Origin of the sequence: Pseudomonas idahonensis, from assembly GCF_037903935.1 — a bacterium.
Lineage (GTDB): Bacteria > Pseudomonadota > Gammaproteobacteria > Pseudomonadales > Pseudomonadaceae > Aquipseudomonas > Aquipseudomonas danubii.
Genome location: NZ_CP149586.1, coordinates 4,942,505 through 4,957,458, shown reverse-complemented (window position 1 = coordinate 4,957,458; position 14,954 = coordinate 4,942,505). Strand labels below are relative to the sequence as shown.

At 60.3% G+C, this 14,954-nt stretch carries 18 protein-coding genes; 4 read left to right on the top strand and 14 right to left on the bottom strand.

Going from position 1 to position 14,954, the window contains the following annotated elements:
- Positions 1–67: 67 nt before the first annotated feature.
- The 5 genes from WIN67_RS22195 to puuE form a co-directional block, all read right to left on the bottom strand.
- Entirely contained in the window at positions 68–1,381 is a 1,314-nt protein-coding gene (locus tag WIN67_RS22195; protein WP_110594654.1) for a urate hydroxylase PuuD, read from the bottom strand.
- Between the two features lie 51 nt (positions 1,382–1,432).
- Positions 1,433–1,936, bottom strand: coding sequence for an ureidoglycolate lyase (locus WIN67_RS22190; protein ID WP_102880511.1), 504 nt, complete (start codon positions 1,934–1,936; stop codon positions 1,433–1,435).
- Between the two features lie 97 nt (positions 1,937–2,033).
- Positions 2,034–3,029 (bottom strand): allantoicase, encoded by a 996-nt coding sequence (alc, locus tag WIN67_RS22185; RefSeq protein WP_102880510.1) that lies wholly within the window; start codon positions 3,027–3,029, stop codon positions 2,034–2,036.
- 100 nt (positions 3,030–3,129) lie between these two features.
- Positions 3,130–3,645: a 2-oxo-4-hydroxy-4-carboxy-5-ureidoimidazoline decarboxylase gene (gene uraD, locus WIN67_RS22180; protein WP_102860803.1), complete on the bottom strand. Its 516-nt coding sequence runs from the start codon at positions 3,643–3,645 to the stop codon at positions 3,130–3,132.
- Complete coding sequence (puuE, locus tag WIN67_RS22175) at positions 3,642–4,568, bottom strand: allantoinase PuuE (protein ID WP_339070058.1); 927 nt, start codon at positions 4,566–4,568, stop codon at positions 3,642–3,644. The genes uraD and puuE overlap by 4 nt, the downstream gene beginning before the upstream one ends.
- A 425-nt stretch (positions 4,569–4,993) precedes the next feature.
- Here puuE and uraH point away from each other — a divergent pair, with 425 nt between their 5' ends.
- A complete protein-coding gene (gene uraH, locus WIN67_RS22170) occupies positions 4,994–5,347 on the top strand; it encodes a hydroxyisourate hydrolase (RefSeq protein ID WP_110594648.1) in 354 nt (117 codons plus the stop codon).
- A gap of 146 nt (positions 5,348–5,493) precedes the next feature.
- Here uraH and WIN67_RS22165 read toward each other — a convergent pair whose 3' ends face one another.
- The 3 genes from WIN67_RS22165 to WIN67_RS22155 all read right to left on the bottom strand — a co-directional run bounded on the left by WIN67_RS22165 (position 5,494) and on the right by WIN67_RS22155 (position 8,269).
- Entirely contained in the window at positions 5,494–6,120 is a 627-nt protein-coding gene (locus WIN67_RS22165; RefSeq protein WP_123394162.1) for a LysE family translocator, read from the bottom strand.
- A 63-nt stretch (positions 6,121–6,183) separates the two neighbouring features.
- A complete protein-coding gene (locus WIN67_RS22160) occupies positions 6,184–7,533 on the bottom strand; it encodes an NCS2 family permease (RefSeq protein ID WP_339070057.1) in 1,350 nt (449 codons plus the stop codon).
- Between the two features lie 292 nt (positions 7,534–7,825).
- Complete coding sequence (locus WIN67_RS22155) at positions 7,826–8,269, bottom strand: MarR family transcriptional regulator (RefSeq protein ID WP_296412769.1); 444 nt, start codon at positions 8,267–8,269, stop codon at positions 7,826–7,828.
- An 82-nt stretch (positions 8,270–8,351) separates the two neighbouring features.
- On the opposite strand from WIN67_RS22155, the gene WIN67_RS22150 reads away from it, so the two are divergent.
- Positions 8,352–9,518: a PLP-dependent aminotransferase family protein gene (locus tag WIN67_RS22150; RefSeq protein ID WP_339070056.1), complete on the top strand. Its 1,167-nt coding sequence runs from the start codon at positions 8,352–8,354 to the stop codon at positions 9,516–9,518.
- A 10-nt stretch (positions 9,519–9,528) separates the two neighbouring features.
- Positions 9,529–10,131, top strand: a complete 603-nt coding sequence (locus tag WIN67_RS22145; protein WP_102860810.1) for a glutathione S-transferase family protein — start codon at positions 9,529–9,531, stop codon at positions 10,129–10,131.
- Positions 10,132–10,186: 55 nt separating this feature from the next.
- On the opposite strand, the gene WIN67_RS22140 is transcribed toward WIN67_RS22145, so the two are convergent.
- From WIN67_RS22140 to WIN67_RS22120, 5 genes are all read right to left on the bottom strand, one after another.
- A complete protein-coding gene (locus WIN67_RS22140) occupies positions 10,187–10,558 on the bottom strand; it encodes a glutathione S-transferase N-terminal domain-containing protein (protein WP_102860811.1) in 372 nt (123 codons plus the stop codon).
- Between the two features lie 101 nt (positions 10,559–10,659).
- The gene (gene folE, locus WIN67_RS22135; RefSeq protein WP_011062625.1) at positions 10,660–11,205 is read right to left on the bottom strand and encodes a GTP cyclohydrolase I FolE; all 546 of its coding nucleotides are present in this window, start codon (positions 11,203–11,205) and stop codon (positions 10,660–10,662) included.
- A 77-nt stretch (positions 11,206–11,282) separates the two neighbouring features.
- The gene (locus tag WIN67_RS22130; protein WP_102880503.1) at positions 11,283–11,840 is read right to left on the bottom strand and encodes a Smr/MutS family protein; all 558 of its coding nucleotides are present in this window, start codon (positions 11,838–11,840) and stop codon (positions 11,283–11,285) included.
- Between the two features lie 74 nt (positions 11,841–11,914).
- Positions 11,915–12,235 (bottom strand): hypothetical protein, encoded by a 321-nt coding sequence (locus WIN67_RS22125; RefSeq protein WP_102880502.1) that lies wholly within the window; start codon positions 12,233–12,235, stop codon positions 11,915–11,917.
- Between the two features lie 129 nt (positions 12,236–12,364).
- Positions 12,365–12,955, bottom strand: a complete 591-nt coding sequence (locus tag WIN67_RS22120; RefSeq protein WP_265073572.1) for a cysteine hydrolase family protein — start codon at positions 12,953–12,955, stop codon at positions 12,365–12,367.
- A gap of 240 nt (positions 12,956–13,195) precedes the next feature.
- Between WIN67_RS22120 and prmB the strand changes: the two genes are divergently transcribed.
- Positions 13,196–14,104: a 50S ribosomal protein L3 N(5)-glutamine methyltransferase gene (gene prmB / locus WIN67_RS22115; RefSeq protein WP_102860813.1), complete on the top strand. Its 909-nt coding sequence runs from the start codon at positions 13,196–13,198 to the stop codon at positions 14,102–14,104.
- Between the two features lie 52 nt (positions 14,105–14,156).
- On the opposite strand, the gene WIN67_RS22110 is transcribed toward prmB, so the two are convergent.
- Positions 14,157–14,948: a hypothetical protein gene (locus tag WIN67_RS22110; protein WP_102880501.1), complete on the bottom strand. Its 792-nt coding sequence runs from the start codon at positions 14,946–14,948 to the stop codon at positions 14,157–14,159.
- Between the last annotated feature and the right edge of the window lie 6 nt (positions 14,949–14,954).

Genomic DNA, 14,954 nt, shown 5'->3' with positions numbered 1-14,954 from the left:
CCCTACAGATGAGTCCGGTTCTGTAGGGGCGAGCTTGCTCGCGAATCGGCCCGGCGACAGGCGCTGATCAGTTGGTCTGGGCGCCCTGGGCAATCCAGGCACCGATCAGTTCACGTTCCTGTTGGGTCATCTGCGTGATGTTGCCCAATGGCATGATCTGACTGGCGACGGACTGGGCCTGGATACGTGCGGCCTGCAGGCGGATCTGTTCCGGGGTATCGAACATCACCCCGGCCGGTGCCGTGCTGAACAGGGGGCTGGTGGGCTTGGCCGAATGGCAAACCGTGCAGCGCTCCTGGATCACGTTATGCACCTTGTCGAAGGATGGCCCGGCACTGGATGCCTGTGCCGGACTTGCCGCTGGAGCCGCCGGGGCTTCTGCGCTGGCTGGCGCCGCGGGTTTGGCGCCACCGCCCAGCGCGGTTTCCGGCAGGGGCTGGTACTCGATCTGGCCGGCGGCCTTGGCTACTTCGGGGGCGCTGGGAGCTGGCGTCGGACCCGTCACGTAAGCCAGGCAGATCATGCCCAGTGCAGCAACGGGCAGGGTCCAGGCGAACTTGTGGCTGTCATGCCGGGTGTTGAAGTAGTGACGTACCAGCACCGCCAGGACCGCGATCCCGGCCAGGATCAACCAGTTGTACTGGCTACCGTAGGTGCTCGGGAAGTGGTTGCTGATCATGATGAACAGCACAGGCAGGGTGAAGTAGTTGTTGTGACGCGAACGCAGCAGGCCCTTGGCCGGCAGGGTCGGGTCCGGTGTGCGGTTTTCCGCGATCGCCGCCACCAGTGCGCGCTGGGCCGGCATGATGATGCGGAACACGTTGCCCACCATGATGGTGCCGATGATGGCGCCCACATGCAGGTATGCGCCACGGCCGCTGAACACTTTGCTGAAGCCGTAAGCGGCGGCAATCAGCAGAACGAACAGGATGAAGCCGAGCAGGGCAGGTTTCTTGCCCAATGGCGAATCGCAGAGGAAGTCATAGACGAACCAGCCGGCAATCAACGCGCCGATACCGATGGCCACGCCTTCGGGACCGGTCAGGCCGCTGCCGGGGGCAACCAGGTAGAGCATCGGGTTGTAGTAGAACACCAGGCACAGCAGGGCAATCCCCGACAGCCAGGTGAAGTAGGCTTCCCACTTGAACCAGTGCAGGTTCTCCGGCATCGAGGGCGGGGCCAGTTTGTATTTTTCCAGGTGATAGATACCGCCACCGTGAATCGCCCAGAGGTCGCCGGACAGGCCGTCCTTGGGGTTGACGCGATTGAGGTTGTTCTCCAGCCAGACGAAATAGAACGATGCGCCGATCCAGGCCACACCAGTGATCATATGTACCCAACGCACGCTCAGGTTGAGCCATTCCAACAGATGTGCTTCCACAGTCTTTACCTCTTGCCTGTCACCCTTGTTGTCGGGTGATCAGACCTTCTCTTATTGGTGGGGGGCGAGGATCAAACACTCATCCTCTTTGAAGAAATGCTCATCGCAGTTATTGCCTTTGCCACTGCGATCAACCACCAGGAAGTCATCCCGCTTTTCGATCGTCAGCACCGGGTGGTGCCAGACGCCGCGATGGTAATTGATGCCCTGCCTGCCATTACTGACGAAGGCGCGGACCAAGCCTGATACAGGTTCATCGCCAAGTGGCGCGACCACGATCAGAAAGGGGTTGCCGAGCAGCGGAATGAAGGCCTGGCTGCCCAGCGGATGGCGTTCCAGCATGCGGATGGTCAACGGCATTTCCAGCGCGTCGGCGCGGAAGATGCTGATGATCGCCTGGTCCTCCGGCTGGGCGGTTTCAACCGTTGCCAGGCGGTGGAAGCGCATGGTCGAACCATTGTTGATCATGAAGTGATCACTGCCGTCGGTTTCGATCACGTCACCGAAAGGGGCGAAGGCTTCTTTGCTCAGGGGTTCAATCATCAATGTGCGCATGCTGTTCTTCTTATCTTGAGTGTGTTTTGTCTGTTTTGCGGTCATCGCGAGCCAGCTTGCTCCAACAGGTGCGGGCTGGCCTGCGATGGGGGACGTCCTATTTCGCGACCTTGCCCAGGAGGCGCAAGCGGCTGACGCCACCGTCCGGAAACACGTTCAGGCGGATATGGGTGATCGGCCCCAGGGCTTTGATCTGCTCGACAAAGCTGTGCTCGGCATGCATTTCCAGCTTCTGGCTGGGTAGCAGTTCACGCCAGAACAGGCTCTGGGTTTCGATCTGGCTGTCGGTGCCGCCCTTGACGAATGCGCCCTGGATCGAGCAGCTGTCCGGGTAGTTGCCCTTGAAGTGCAGGGTGTCGACGATGATCTTCTCGATTTCGCCGGCGTGGCCCAGGGCGACGATCACCCAGTCATTGCCGGGAGTGCGACGGCGGGCCGTTTCCCAGCCGTCGCCCATGTTGATGCCGCGGCCCGGGTTGAGGAGGTTGCCCATGCGTCCGAAGTGTTCGTCGGAACAGGCCAGGGCACGACCGCCGTTAAGGGCCGCAGCCAGGTCGACTTGTTCGTTGTCACCGATGGCCGACCAGTCGCGGTACGGCGTACCGTAGACCCGCAGGCGCGCTACACCGCCATCCGGATAGATATTGAAGCGCAGGTGACTGAAGGGCTGGTCGTTGTTGATCTCGTGGTAGTGATGGCTGTTGCCTTGCAGCTCGACAGCAGACAGCACTTCGACCCACTGGGTGTCTTCGCCAGGTTCACCTTCGCTGAGGAAGCAGGCTTCCAGGGACGCCGATGGCGGGAAGTTGCCGGTGAAGAACGAGGTGTCGATGTCCACGCCCTTGATCGAGCCCGGCACGCCCAGGCGGATCACTGCGCTGTCGTAGCCTTCGAAGCGCTTGCGACGGGATTCCCAGCCATCCATCCACTTGCCGTTGTCATCGAACACGCCTTCCTTCCAGACAGCCGGGGTTGGCTGGAACAGCCGGTTTGCGTCAGCGAACCAGTCATCGGTGACCGAGATGATCTTGGTGCCCAGGCGCGCGTCGGCCAGGTTGACGAACTTCTCGAAAGGGGCGGCGTAAGCTTTCATTCTTCTTGTCTGCCTTGAAATAGGTGGCTTGGGATGCACGTAGAACCGGGAGTGGCGCGAGGGAATCCAGGTTCTCGGGGCTATCCTCAGGAGCGGGTCGCTACAGGGTCAGCAATCTGAACAATGCAATCTTGTTGATCTCTGCCAGCGCGCACTTGAACTCAGTGTCCACCGAGTTATGGATGCGGGTTTCGAACGCGGCGAGAATCTGGTGCCGGTTGCTGCCTTTCACCGCCATGATGAAGGGAAACTTGAACTTGGCCTTGTAGGCATCGTTCAGCTCGGTGAACCGTTGGAACTCTTCGGCTGTGCATTGGTGAATACCGGCGCCAGCCTGTTCGTTGGTGCTGGCTTCGGTCAACTGGCCCTGGACCGCGGCTTTGCCAGCCAGATCCGGGTGAGCGTTGATCAGTGCCAACTGGCTGGCGTGATCGGCGCTCAGCAGGATATCGCTCATGCGCTGGTGCAGGCCTTCAATCTGGTCGACGGAGGCGTCAACACCCAGGTCGTAGGCTCTTTCAGCCACCCATGGCGAATGTTCATAGATGTCGGCGAAAGCCTCGACGAAGGCTTCACGGCTCAGGGTCGATGGCTTGAGGCTCTGGAAAGCAGTCATTTCGCCGCTCCCTGGTAAGGATGGGTCTGGTGCCAGTGGCGGGCGATATCGACACGACGGGTGAACCACACCTGTTCATGGCCTTTGACGTATTCGATGAAGCGCTTGAGGGATGCCAGGCGGGCCGGGCGACCGATCAGTCGACAGTGCAGGCCGATGGAAAGCATCTTCGGGGCTTCGGCACCTTCGGCGTAGAGCACATCGAAGGCATCTTTGAGGTAATGGAAGAAGTCGTCGCCCTTGTTGAAGCCCTGGACCTGAGTGAAACGCATGTCGTTGGTATCCAGGGTGTAGGGGATGACCAGATGCGCCTTGCCGGTGGGGTTGTTGGGTTCCCAGTAGGGCAGGTCGTCGTCGTAGGTATCGCAGTCATAGAGGAAGCCGCCTTCCTCCATTACCAGACGTCGGGTGTTCGGGCCGGTACGGCCGGTGTACCAGCCCAGTGGGCGTTCACCGGTGATTTCGGTAAGGATGCGGATCGCCTCGAGCATGTGCTCGCGTTCCTGGGCTTCGTCCATGTACTGGTAGTCGATCCAGCGGTAGCCGTGGCTGCAGATCTCATGGCCGGCCTCGACCATGGCGCGGATCACGTCCGGATGACGCTGAGCAGCCATGGCTACGGCAAAGATGGTCAGCGGAATGTCGAATTCCTTGAACAGCTTGAGGATCCGCCAGACGCCGGTGCGGCTGCCATACTCGTACAGCGATTCCATGCTCATGTTGCGCTCGCCCTGCAGCGGCTGCGCCGAAACCATTTCCGACAGGAAAGCTTCCGATTCCTTATCGCCATGAAGGATGTTGCGTTCGCCGCCTTCTTCGTAATTGAGCACGAAGGACAGGGCGACACGAGCATTGCCTGGCCAGTGAGGATGAGGGGGGGTAGAGCCATAACCGATCAGGTCGCGAGGGTAGTCAGCGCTCACTGCAGTCTTCCTTCTTGTTCGTGATAACGGTGGCGTGGCGGAACCTGAAGCCGGAAACCCAGGTGAGCGTCACTGCGATGGGCTGATTGTATACAAGTTTATATTCACTTTGTAAGCCTGATTTTTTGCATTTTTCTGCTTTTGTCGCTATGGCCTACACCTGCAAGAAACTTGCCTATATGGTCAGCTAATGGATCGCAAGTCGTCTGCTGCTGTGGTGTTGAGGTCAATCCACAGGCTTCCGGGTATAGCGCTACCGGAGTGAATATTTGTGATTATTATTGTGTACAATTTTTTTGAAAAGTGTCTTAATCATGGCCTCGCCGCAGCTTTTCACCCGCTGAAACGCTGTGGCCCTCTTTCAATCACTGACTCCGGGAGGCGCGAGGCCTGGGCGCACCAGTTGTGACAGGCACGCAGAATCAATGGGACGTTTGACTACACACGTTTTGGACGCCGCACATGGCTGCCCTGGCAGCGCTATCAAGGTCGAGCTGTATCGGGTTGAAGGGGCGCAGATGGAGTTGGTCGCCAGCACCCTGACCAACAGCGATGGCCGTTGCGATGCGCCGCTGCTGCAGGGCGATGACTACCGTTCCGGGGTTTACCAACTGCATTTCCACGCTGGCGATTACTACCGCGCCCGGGGTGTACAACTGCCACAGCCGGCGTTCCTTGATGTAGTCGTGCTGCGGTTCGGTATCAGTGCCGAGCAGGAGCATTACCACGTGCCGCTGCTGATCTCGCCGTACAGCTATTCGACCTACAGAGGAAGCTAGGACTTTCCCCCCAAGAATCCTGCGCAAATAGCTTCTTTGGTCCTTGCCCGCTCACACTGCGGGCTTTTTTTCGCCGGTTGTAAAGTCGTCGCCGGCAAGCCAGCTCCTGGCTGAGCGGTGCAGGAAACGGCTTGCCGGCGGAGCGCTCAACGGCTCAACAGGGATGCGGCTCCAGCTCCCGTGAACAGCCCGGCACTGATGCGATTGAACCAGCTTTGGCCCTTGCCGCTGCGCAAGTAATGCGCGGCGCCATGGGCACCGAGGCCGTAGGCCAGCTTGCAGGTCAGGTCCAGCAGGGTCCAGGTGGCGACCATGATCAGCAGTTGCGGTAGGAAGGGCTGCTGGGCATTGAGAAACTGCGGCAGGAACGCGGCGAAGAACAGAATGTCCTTCGGGTTGCTGGCCCCCAGGACAAAAGCGCGTCCGAACAGTGCACGAAAGCGCGGTTTCAGTGCGACTTCTGGTACCACCGCGCCGTGGGAAAGCTGCCGCGATTGCTGCCAGCTCTGCCAGGCGAGGTAGAACAGATAGAGGGCGCCGACGATCTTCAGGGCGCTGAACAGTTGCTCCGAAGCCAGCAGCAGTGCGCCCAGGCCCAGCGCGGATGCGCTCAACAGGCAGATCGAGGCCAGGACCCCGCCGAGAAAGGCCGGGTATGAGCGGCGCAGGCCATAGTTCAGGCTGTTGCTGATCATTAGCAACGACAAGGGACCCGGAATCAGGATCACTACCAAGGTAGCGCCACTGAACAGCAGCCAGGTTTCCAGACTCATTACATTCTCCAAATACACAAAAACCCCATCCGAAGGGATGGGGCGGGTGAGAGCAGGTGCGGCTTACAAGAAAATGAACTTGGCGATGAAGATCGCACACAGCACATACAGGCTGATGGAAATTTCCTTGTGCTTGCCCGTTCCTGCCTTTAGTACCACATAGGTGATGAAACCCAGGGCAATGCCATCGGCGACGGAAAAGGTCAGGGGCATCATGATTGCCGTGACAATCGCCGGAATGCTGTCGGTGGCTTCGTCCCAGTTGATATGGGCCATGCCGCCCATCATCAGCATCGCAACGTAGATCAAGGCACCTGCTGTGGCGTAAGCAGGGATCATGCCTGCCAGCGGCGCAAAGAACATGGCGGCAACAAATAGCACACCTACGGTGACGGCGGTAAGGCCAGTCCGCCCGCCCGCGGCCACACCGGCGGCACTTTCCACGTAGCTGGTCACCGGCGGCACCCCGACTACTGCGCCGAAGACGCTTGAAGCACTGTCGGCCTTGAGGGCGCGCGAGAGATTCTCGATCTTGCCGTCGGCCTTCACCAGGCCGGCACGCTGGGCGACGCCCATCAGGGTGCCGGCAGTGTCGAACATGTGCACGAAGAGGAAGGCCAGTACCACGCTGATCATGCTGACGTTGAACACACCGGCAACATCCATGACCATCCAGGTGGGCGCCAGGCTCGGCGGGGTGGACAGGATGCCGTTGTAGTGCACCAGCCCCAGGCCCCAGCCGGCCAGGGTCACGGTGATGATGCTGATGAGAATTGCGCCGAACACTCGGTGGTAGCTGAGCACCGCGATCATCAGAAAGCAGATGGCCGCCAGCAGCGGACCCGGTTCACGCAGGGAGCCGAGCTTGAGCAGGGTGGCCGGGCTGTCGACGATGATGCCCGCTGTTTTCAACCCGATCAGTCCGAGAAACAGCCCGACACCCGCTCCCATGGCGAAGCGCAAGCTCACCGGAATGCTGTTGAGCAGCCATTCACGAATCCGCGACAAGGTCAGGATCATGAACAGCACACCGGAGATGAATACCGCGCCGAGGGCGGTTTCCCAGTTGTAGCCCATGGTGCCGACCACGGTGTAAGTGAAGAAGGCGTTGAGACCCATGCCCGGGGCCAGGCCCACTGGCCAGTTGGCATACAGGCCCATTAGCAGGCAGCCCAGGGCGGCAGCGATGCAGGTGGCAACGAAGGCGGCGCCGTGGTCGATGCCGGCGTCGGCCATGATGTTGGGATTGACGAAGATGATGTAAGCCATGGTGATGAAGGTTGTCACACCGGCAATCAGCTCGGTCTTCACCGTGGTGCCATGCAACCTGAGTTTGAAGATGCGCTCCAGCCAGCCGCTGTTCAGCGAGGGCGAGAGGTCCAGCGGAGAGGCTTCGGATTTGCGGCTTTCCACAGCGAGTACTCCTCAAGAGTTTTATTGTTTTTTCCAGAACCGGGCACGGGAGGGTGGGCAGCGGCTCTTTGAGGCAGGCAGGGCTTGTGGGGTTTGTTGACCTTTGGGTCAAGAACTCACACGTGGCGAATTATGCTTTTGTATACAAAGAAAGCAAATAATGTTTTTGGTTTTGTGTGCGAAAAATCTGAGGACTTGGCTATATCACCATCGCCCTTTATGCCGGGCAGTGCGGAGGGTAGGTCAGAGTCTGTTCGGCGGCTTGGGAGGGCGCGCCGAGAGGAAGGGGCTATCAGTCGTCTGCAGGTTTTCCCGCCAGGGCCTGGTTTACTGCCAGCCAGCCATTGACCGCACTTTCTCCGGCTTCGGCGAAGGCCCGTTGCAGCAGTTTTACCTGTTCGCGACGCAGGGAGTGTTCAAGGCGCGCGCCATCGTCGGTCAGTTGCAACAGGCGTTTTCGTTTGTCGCTGGCTGGGGCGATGCTGTCTACCAGGTGCATTTCCATGAGTTGTCGCAAAGGCGTATTCAGCGCCTGCTTACTCACCCCCAGCAGCGTGAGCAGTTCTTTCACACTCAGGCCGGGGTAGCGGGCAATGAAAAACACGATGCGCTGGTGCACGCGACTCAAGCCTCGGCGTTCGAGCATTTCGTCGGCCTTGGCGGTAAAGGCCTGATAGCCAAAGAAGAAGGCTTCCATGGCGGCTTGTTGCGAGGTCTGGTTTTTAAGGTCAAGCATATTGACGTATCTGCGAGAGTCGGCGTAATTTCGGTCAAGCAGTTTGACGTATTTCCTCCGACCTTTGCTAGCGGTGACCTCCATGGCCTTCTCCGAACGTGTATCGCGCCTCAAAAGCTCCTTGATCCGTGAAATCCTTGCTGCGGCCCAGCGCCCGGAAGTGATGTCGTTCGCTGGAGGGCTGCCGGCCGAGGTGATGCTGCCCAAGGTGCAGTGGCAAGACATGCCCTTGTCCATGGGGCAATACGGCATGAGTGAAGGCGAGCCGTCGTTGCGTGAAGCCCTGGCTGCCGAGGCGCGCAAGCTCGGCGTGCCTTGCGAGGCGAGCCAGGTCCTGGTGGTCAGCGGCTCCCAGCAGACCCTTGATCTGGCGGCCAAGCTGTACATCGACAAGGGCACCCAGATCCTGTTGGAGGCTCCGACCTATCTGGCTGCCCTGCAGATCTTCCAGTTGTTCGGTGCCGACTGCCTGACGGTGCCATTGGAGTCGGACGGTCCGGATCTAGCGCAGATGCGCGCTCGCCTGGAACAGCATCGTCCAGCCTTCGTCTACCTGATTCCGACCTTCCAGAATCCTTCGGCGGTGCGCTACAGCGAAGCCAAGCGCGAGGCGGTGGCGGCCCTGCTGGACGAGTTCGGCGTGACCCTGATCGAGGACGAGCCCTATCGCGAGCTGACCTTCGACGGTGGCAGCGCGACCCCCATTGTCAGCCGCCTGAAAAAGGCCAGTTGGATCTACACCGGCACCGTGTCGAAGACCCTGCTCCCGGGATTGCGGGTTGGCTACCTGATCGCCAGCCCGGACCTGTTCCCTCATCTGCTGCGCCTGAAACAGTCCGCGGACCTGCACACCAATCGCGTCGGCCAGTGGCAGGCCATGCAGTGGATCGGCAGCGATCAGTTCCAGCAGCACCTGGGTGAACTGCGAAGTTTCTACCGCCTGCGCCGTGATGCCTTTCAGGTCGCGCTGCAGACTCATTTCGCCGATCTGGCGGACTGGAGGGTGCCCCAGGGCGGTCTGTTTTTCTGGTTGAGCTTGAAACAGCCCCTGGATACCCGCACTTTGCTCAAGTCCGCGTTGGAACAAGACGTGACTTTCATGCCCGGCGAACCGTTCTTTTCTGAACCGGAGCGCAATCATGGGCATCTGCGGTTGAATTTCAGCCATATCGATCCGGCACGGCTGGACGAAGGCCTCAAGCGGCTGGCCACCGTGATACGTCAAGCACAGGCTGCACAGGCAGCCTAAGGGGAGGGCCATGTACAAGGTTTATGGCGATTACCGTTCGGGCAACTGCTACAAGATCAAGCTGATGCTCAGTCTTCTGGGGCTGCCTTATGAGTGGCAGGCGGTGGACATTCTCGGAGGCGATACCCAGACCGAAGCCTTCCTGGCGAAGAATCCCAACGGCAAGATACCGGTACTGGAGCTGGAAGACGGCACCTGCCTGTGGGAGTCCAACGCGATTCTCAACTTTCTGGCCGACGGTAGCGAATTCCTGCCCAGCGAACCGCGCCTGCGCACCCAGGTCCTGCAATGGCAGTTCTTCGAGCAGTACAGCCACGAGCCTTACATCGCGGTGGCGCGCTTCATTGAACAGTACGAGGGCTTGCCCGAAGAGCGCCGGGACGAATACCTGAAGCTGCACAAGCGTGGCTACAAGGCGCTGGATGTGATGGAAAAACAATTGAGCCGCACGCCGTATCTGGTGGGCGAGCACTATTCCATTGCCGATATCGCGCTGTATGCCTACACCCATGTGGCCCATGAAGGCGGTTTCGATCTGACCCGCTATCCGGGTATCCAGGCCTGGGTCCAGCGCGTACAGAGCCATCCGCGGCATGTCGGGATGTTCGATTGAGCGGATTTTCCGAGGGGGCAACTGACCCGGGACAGCATCGTCCCGGGGAGAGGCTTCAGGCCGCCGAGAAGCGCTGGTTCAGGTAATCGATGATCACCTTGGATTCATACATCCAGGTGGTCTGGCCGTTCTCTTCGATACGCAGGCATGGCACCTTGATTTTGCCGCCCTGCTCCAGCAGGGTCTGGCGATCCTGCTCGTTGTTCTTGGCGTCGCGCAGGGCCACCGGTACGTTCAGGCGGTGCAGGGTACGGCGGGTCTTCACGCAGAACGGGCAGGCGTGGAACTGATACAGGGTCAGGCCCTTGGCGGCCTGCTCGACTTGCGCTTGAGCGGCGGCAGCGCGCTTCTGCTTGCGCGGGCGGGTGATGAAGTCGATGAAAATGATGAGTTGGCCCAGGCCGACTCGCAGCGCTTTGACGATCACGGTATTGCCTCTTGCCCATGAATGAAGGGGCGGCAGCTTACCTGATTTTTGCCGGACGAAAAAAACCGGCGATCAACGCCGGTTTTTTCACTCAGGGCCTGTTACTTGATCAGGCTGAGGAACTCGCTGCGAGTCGCGGCATTTTCGCGGAACTCGCCCAGCATCACCGAAGTGATCATCGACGAATTCTGCTTTTCCACACCGCGCATCATCATGCACATGTGCTTGGCCTCGATCACCACTGCAACCCCCAGAGCGCCGGTCACTTGCTGGACGGCGTCGGCGATTTGCCGGCTGAGGTTTTCCTGGATCTGCAGGCGACGGGCATACATGTCGACGATGCGCGCGACTTTCGACAGCCCCAGGACCTTGCCGCTGGGAATGTAGGCAACGTGAGCCTTGCCGATGAATGGCAGCAGATGGTGTTCGCACAGCGAGTAGAGCTCGATGTCCTTGACCAGCACCATTTCGCTGTTGTCAGAGCTGAACAAGGCACCGTTGGTGACTTCTTCCAGGGTTTGGGCATAACCGCGGCAAAGGTACTGCATGGCTTTGGCGGCACGCTTGGGCGTATCGAGCAGGCCCTCGCGGGAGACGTCCTCGCCCAGTTGGCCGAGGATCGCGGTGTAATTCTGTTCCAGGGACATGAAACTACCTGTGGGATTTTACGCAAAGGGCAAGGGTACGGTGGCAGACACGGCGCTGCAAGCTTAGTGCAGCGGCTTTATTCGTCGCGGCCTTCCATCATGGTGCGTTTGAGCATGACGTACAGCGCGCCAGTGCCGCCATGTTTAGCCTGGCAGGAGGTGAAGCCCAGCACTTGTGGATGCTGGCGCAGCCAGGTGTTGACGTGGCTTTTGATCATGGGGCGCTTGCCGTCCAGGCGCACGGCCTTGCCGTGTGTGACGCGTACACAGCGGATCTCGAATCGGGTGGCTTCGGCGAGAAACGCCCAGAGGGTTTCGCGGGCCTTTTCCACGGTCATGCCATGCAGGTCGAGGCTGCCTTCAAAGGGAATCTGGCCGACTTTCAGCTTGCGCATCTGGCTTTCCTGAACCCCGTCGCGGGCCCACATCAGCTCATCTTCAGGTCCCACATCGATGACGAACTGATCGGACAGCCCGTCTACCGTCGTTGTCTCGCTACGCACTGTGGCAGCCTGGCGCAGCTTGGCGATCTGTGCGCGGTCGGCCTTGGGTTTGCCTGTGTCGGCCCGATCGTGCTTGATCGGCTTGACGCCGCGGATCTCGTTTTTGAACAGGGAAAAATCGTCGTCTTGCATGTCAGCCTCCGCGAAGGGCGGCTAGTTTACCCAACTCGGAACACCTTAAGGCGCGCAAATCGCGCCCAGGGTCGTCAGTCGTGTTTTTTCATCAGGTGTGGCGCCATGTTCAGTGCCAGGGGCTGGCGCATTCGGCGCCGGCAACGCCGCCACAGGCGCACACCGATGTACAGCAGTAGCACGCCAATCAGCAGGATCAGCGCCGAGCCCAGTGGGCTGGCGTTGAGTTCTCCTAGCGCCGGAGCGCGTCCCAGCAGGCTTGCGGTCCCGGCCAGGGCCAGCAGCACGCCGAAGGTCGCCAGCAATGCAGAGAATCCAGCCCCCAGGCGCAGGCGCCAGTTTCGCGGGCTTTTGGGCCGCAATCGGCGTGCGTCAAAACCATCGGATATCTTCATTCCGACCTTCCTCAATGGGTATCGGCCCTTCGACCGGGAGTTGACCGGGTGGTTCCTGAGGCTAAGGCAATTGCTGCAAATGCGAGGCGTTTATGGATGAGCGGCCCGCCAGCCGCTCACCAAGGCTGGTCAGATCAGGCTTGCGGTCTGGGCGAGAGTGGCAAAGTTGTCGGCCATGATCGCCATTTCAGTCTGCTGAACATGCTCGGCGCTGAGAATGCCGCCCTTGTAGGGCAGGTCACGGGTGGCACAGGCGTCCTCCACCAGGGTGCAACGGAATCCCAGGTTCTTCGCTGCTCGCACGGTGGTGCTGACGCTGGAGTGGCTCATGAAACCGGCGACGATCAGGTCCAGGGAGCCCAGATCCTGCAGGCGCTTTTCCAGTTCGGTGCCGTGGAAGGCACTGGGCAGCAGCTTGCCGATGATGGTCTCGTCGCCTTGGGGCTCAAGGCCGGGGATGAATTCGCCGCGCTCGCCCTGAGGGTCGAACAGGCCGCCGACGGTGCCAAGATGGCGCACATGCACGATGGGCCGGCTGGCAGCCCGGGCTGCGGCCAGCAGTTGGCCGATGTTGGCCACTGCCTTGTCCATGCCGGACAGGGCCAGGGGGCCGCTGAGGTACTCTTTCTGGGCGTCGATGATCACAAGGGTCGCGTGGCTCAAATTGGCCGCTGCATAACCACGACCGCTGAGTTGAAACATCGTCTTTGGAACGGACATTCTGGGGCTCCTGTGAGTGGGGCTTTTGCGACATTGTCCTCTGGCGGAGCGCTTCTGTGAATCGCTACTAACGTAAGGTGCGCCGTTGTTGGCCTGCAGCCTTGTCAAGAGGGGCAAGGTATTTGGCTTGCCGGGCAAAAAGCGGTCGGTCGGGCGATTGTACGGCGGTGGTTTTTCATTCGTCGTCGGCAGGCGCTTTGGCTGTTAGAATTGCCGGTCGTTTTTTCAGGAGTCTGTCCCGTGATCACTTCCCGCCTTCGCACCTTGCGTGACCATATCCGCTGGGCTGTCAGCCGCTTTCATGGGGAGGATCTGTTCTTCGGCCATGGTACCGACAACGCCTGGGACGAGGCCCGCCAATTGGTGCTCGGAGCCTTGCACCTGCCCTGGGAAATCGCCGACAGCTACCTGGACTGCGCGTTGGAAGACGACGAGTTGGTCCACCTTCAGCACCTGCTCAAGCGCCGAATCGAAGAACGCGTGCCCACAGCCTATCTGTTGGGCGAGGCCTGGTTCTGCGGCATGTCGTTCATCGTTGACGAGCGTGTGCTGATTCCCCGCTCGCCCATCGGCGAGTTGATCGAGAAACGCTTCGAACCCTGGCTGGGCACTGAGCCTGCGCGGATTCTCGATCTGTGCACCGGCTCCGGTTGCATCGGCATCGCCTGTGCCTATGAGTTCCGCGAGGCCGAAGTGGTGCTGGCCGACCTGTCCTTCGAAGCCCTGGAAGTGGCCAACCAGAACATTGAGCGCCACGGTGTCGATGAGCGGGTGTTCACCGTGCAGGGCGATGGTTTCGATGGCTTGCCGGGGCAGCGCTTCGACCTGATCGTTTCCAACCCGCCTTATGTCGATGCCGAAGATTTTGCCGACATGCCGGACGAGTACCAGCATGAGCCCGAGCTGGGCCTGGCCTGTGGCGATGATGGTCTGAATCTGGTGCGGCGCATGCTGGCCCAGGCCGCTGATCACCTGACCGAGAAAGGCTTGCTGATTGTCGAAGTGGGCAATAGCCAGGTGCACGTCGAGGCGCTGTACCCCGAAGTCGACTTCGCCTGGCTGGACTTCGAACGCGGCGGTCACGGGGTGTTCATGCTCACTGCGGAGCAGTGCCGCGAGCATCAGGCGCTGTTCGCCGCCCGCGCCTGAGCCATGTGCCGGCCCGCGCAAGGCGGGCCTTGATCCCTGAAGAGGTCGCGACTCAGCGGTGAGTCGCAATCCAGATCAGCAGCCCCGCCTGGAAGACCGCGAAGGCCACCAGGCAGGTGATGGTGAAGCGCAGACCGGTGTCTTCACGTTTGTACTTGGTGACTTTCTCTTCCTGCTTGCGCAGTTTGACTTCCAGCTCCTCCAGGTTCTGCTCGGCCTGCTGGAGCATCTGTGCGGCTTCCAGTATCTCCACGAACTGCAGTTTCTCGGTGTTCCACTGGCTCAGCAGCTCGCCCACTTGAACATCCTTGACGCTGCCCTTGAGATGCTGGGCATCGGCATACACCACGTCGAAGCCCTGGGTACGCAGCACATGATCGCGGCGCAGGCGAGTGTCCTCATTGAGGGCGTCCTTGTTAGCGAGCTCGAAGCCGTCGACCCGGTAGTGCGGCCACTTCTTCTGCGCCCACTGCGCGGCCTGGGCCAGCAGGAAGCGTCCGATGCCACGGTTCAGTGGTTCGATCTGCAGCCCGCCTTCGGGCTCGAAGTGCACCCGGTGGGTGTCGTGCTCGACCCAGACATCCAGGTGATTCTGTTCCTTGCGCACCCGCTGGCCGGGCAGGCTGATGGTCATGCGCAGCAGGCTGTGCTCTTTGTTGTTGCGTTCGGCATAACCGAACTCGACAAAACGCAAAGGGCGCCCACCGGTGGCGCGATCGGTCTGCAGGGGCGCCAGGCGCAGCATCTTGTGATGTTCAGCCTGGACGTCCGCCCACGGCAACGGCGCCGCTTCCGGTACGGCGGCTTCCTGCTCGGTGGCGGGTGAATTCGAGGTATCAGTCATAACGGC

What these genes read in the sequence shown, in the direction of transcription:
- WIN67_RS22190 (WP_102880511.1), bottom strand. Translation starts at nt 1,936, where the DNA reads ATGCGCACATTGATGATTGAACCCCTGAGCAAAGAAGCCTTCGCCCCT.
- alc (WP_102880510.1), bottom strand. Translation starts at nt 3,029, where the DNA reads ATGAAAGCTTACGCCGCCCCTTTCGAGAAGTTCGTCAACCTGGCCGAC.
- uraD (WP_102860803.1), bottom strand. Translation starts at nt 3,645, where the DNA reads ATGACTGCTTTCCAGAGCCTCAAGCCATCGACCCTGAGCCGTGAAGCC.
- uraH (WP_110594648.1), top strand. Translation starts at nt 4,994, where the DNA reads ATGGGACGTTTGACTACACACGTTTTGGACGCCGCACATGGCTGCCCT.
- WIN67_RS22165 (WP_123394162.1), bottom strand. Translation starts at nt 6,120, where the DNA reads ATGAGTCTGGAAACCTGGCTGCTGTTCAGTGGCGCTACCTTGGTAGTG.
- WIN67_RS22155 (WP_296412769.1), bottom strand. Translation starts at nt 8,269, where the DNA reads ATGCTTGACCTTAAAAACCAGACCTCGCAACAAGCCGCCATGGAAGCC.
- WIN67_RS22150 (WP_339070056.1), top strand. Translation starts at nt 8,352, where the DNA reads ATGGCCTTCTCCGAACGTGTATCGCGCCTCAAAAGCTCCTTGATCCGT.
- WIN67_RS22145 (WP_102860810.1), top strand. Translation starts at nt 9,529, where the DNA reads ATGTACAAGGTTTATGGCGATTACCGTTCGGGCAACTGCTACAAGATC.
- folE (WP_011062625.1), bottom strand. Translation starts at nt 11,205, where the DNA reads ATGTCCCTGGAACAGAATTACACCGCGATCCTCGGCCAACTGGGCGAG.
- WIN67_RS22130 (WP_102880503.1), bottom strand. Translation starts at nt 11,840, where the DNA reads ATGCAAGACGACGATTTTTCCCTGTTCAAAAACGAGATCCGCGGCGTC.
- WIN67_RS22125 (WP_102880502.1), bottom strand. Translation starts at nt 12,235, where the DNA reads ATGAAGATATCCGATGGTTTTGACGCACGCCGATTGCGGCCCAAAAGC.
- WIN67_RS22120 (WP_265073572.1), bottom strand. Translation starts at nt 12,955, where the DNA reads ATGTCCGTTCCAAAGACGATGTTTCAACTCAGCGGTCGTGGTTATGCA.
- WIN67_RS22110 (WP_102880501.1), bottom strand. Translation starts at nt 14,948, where the DNA reads ATGACTGATACCTCGAATTCACCCGCCACCGAGCAGGAAGCCGCCGTA.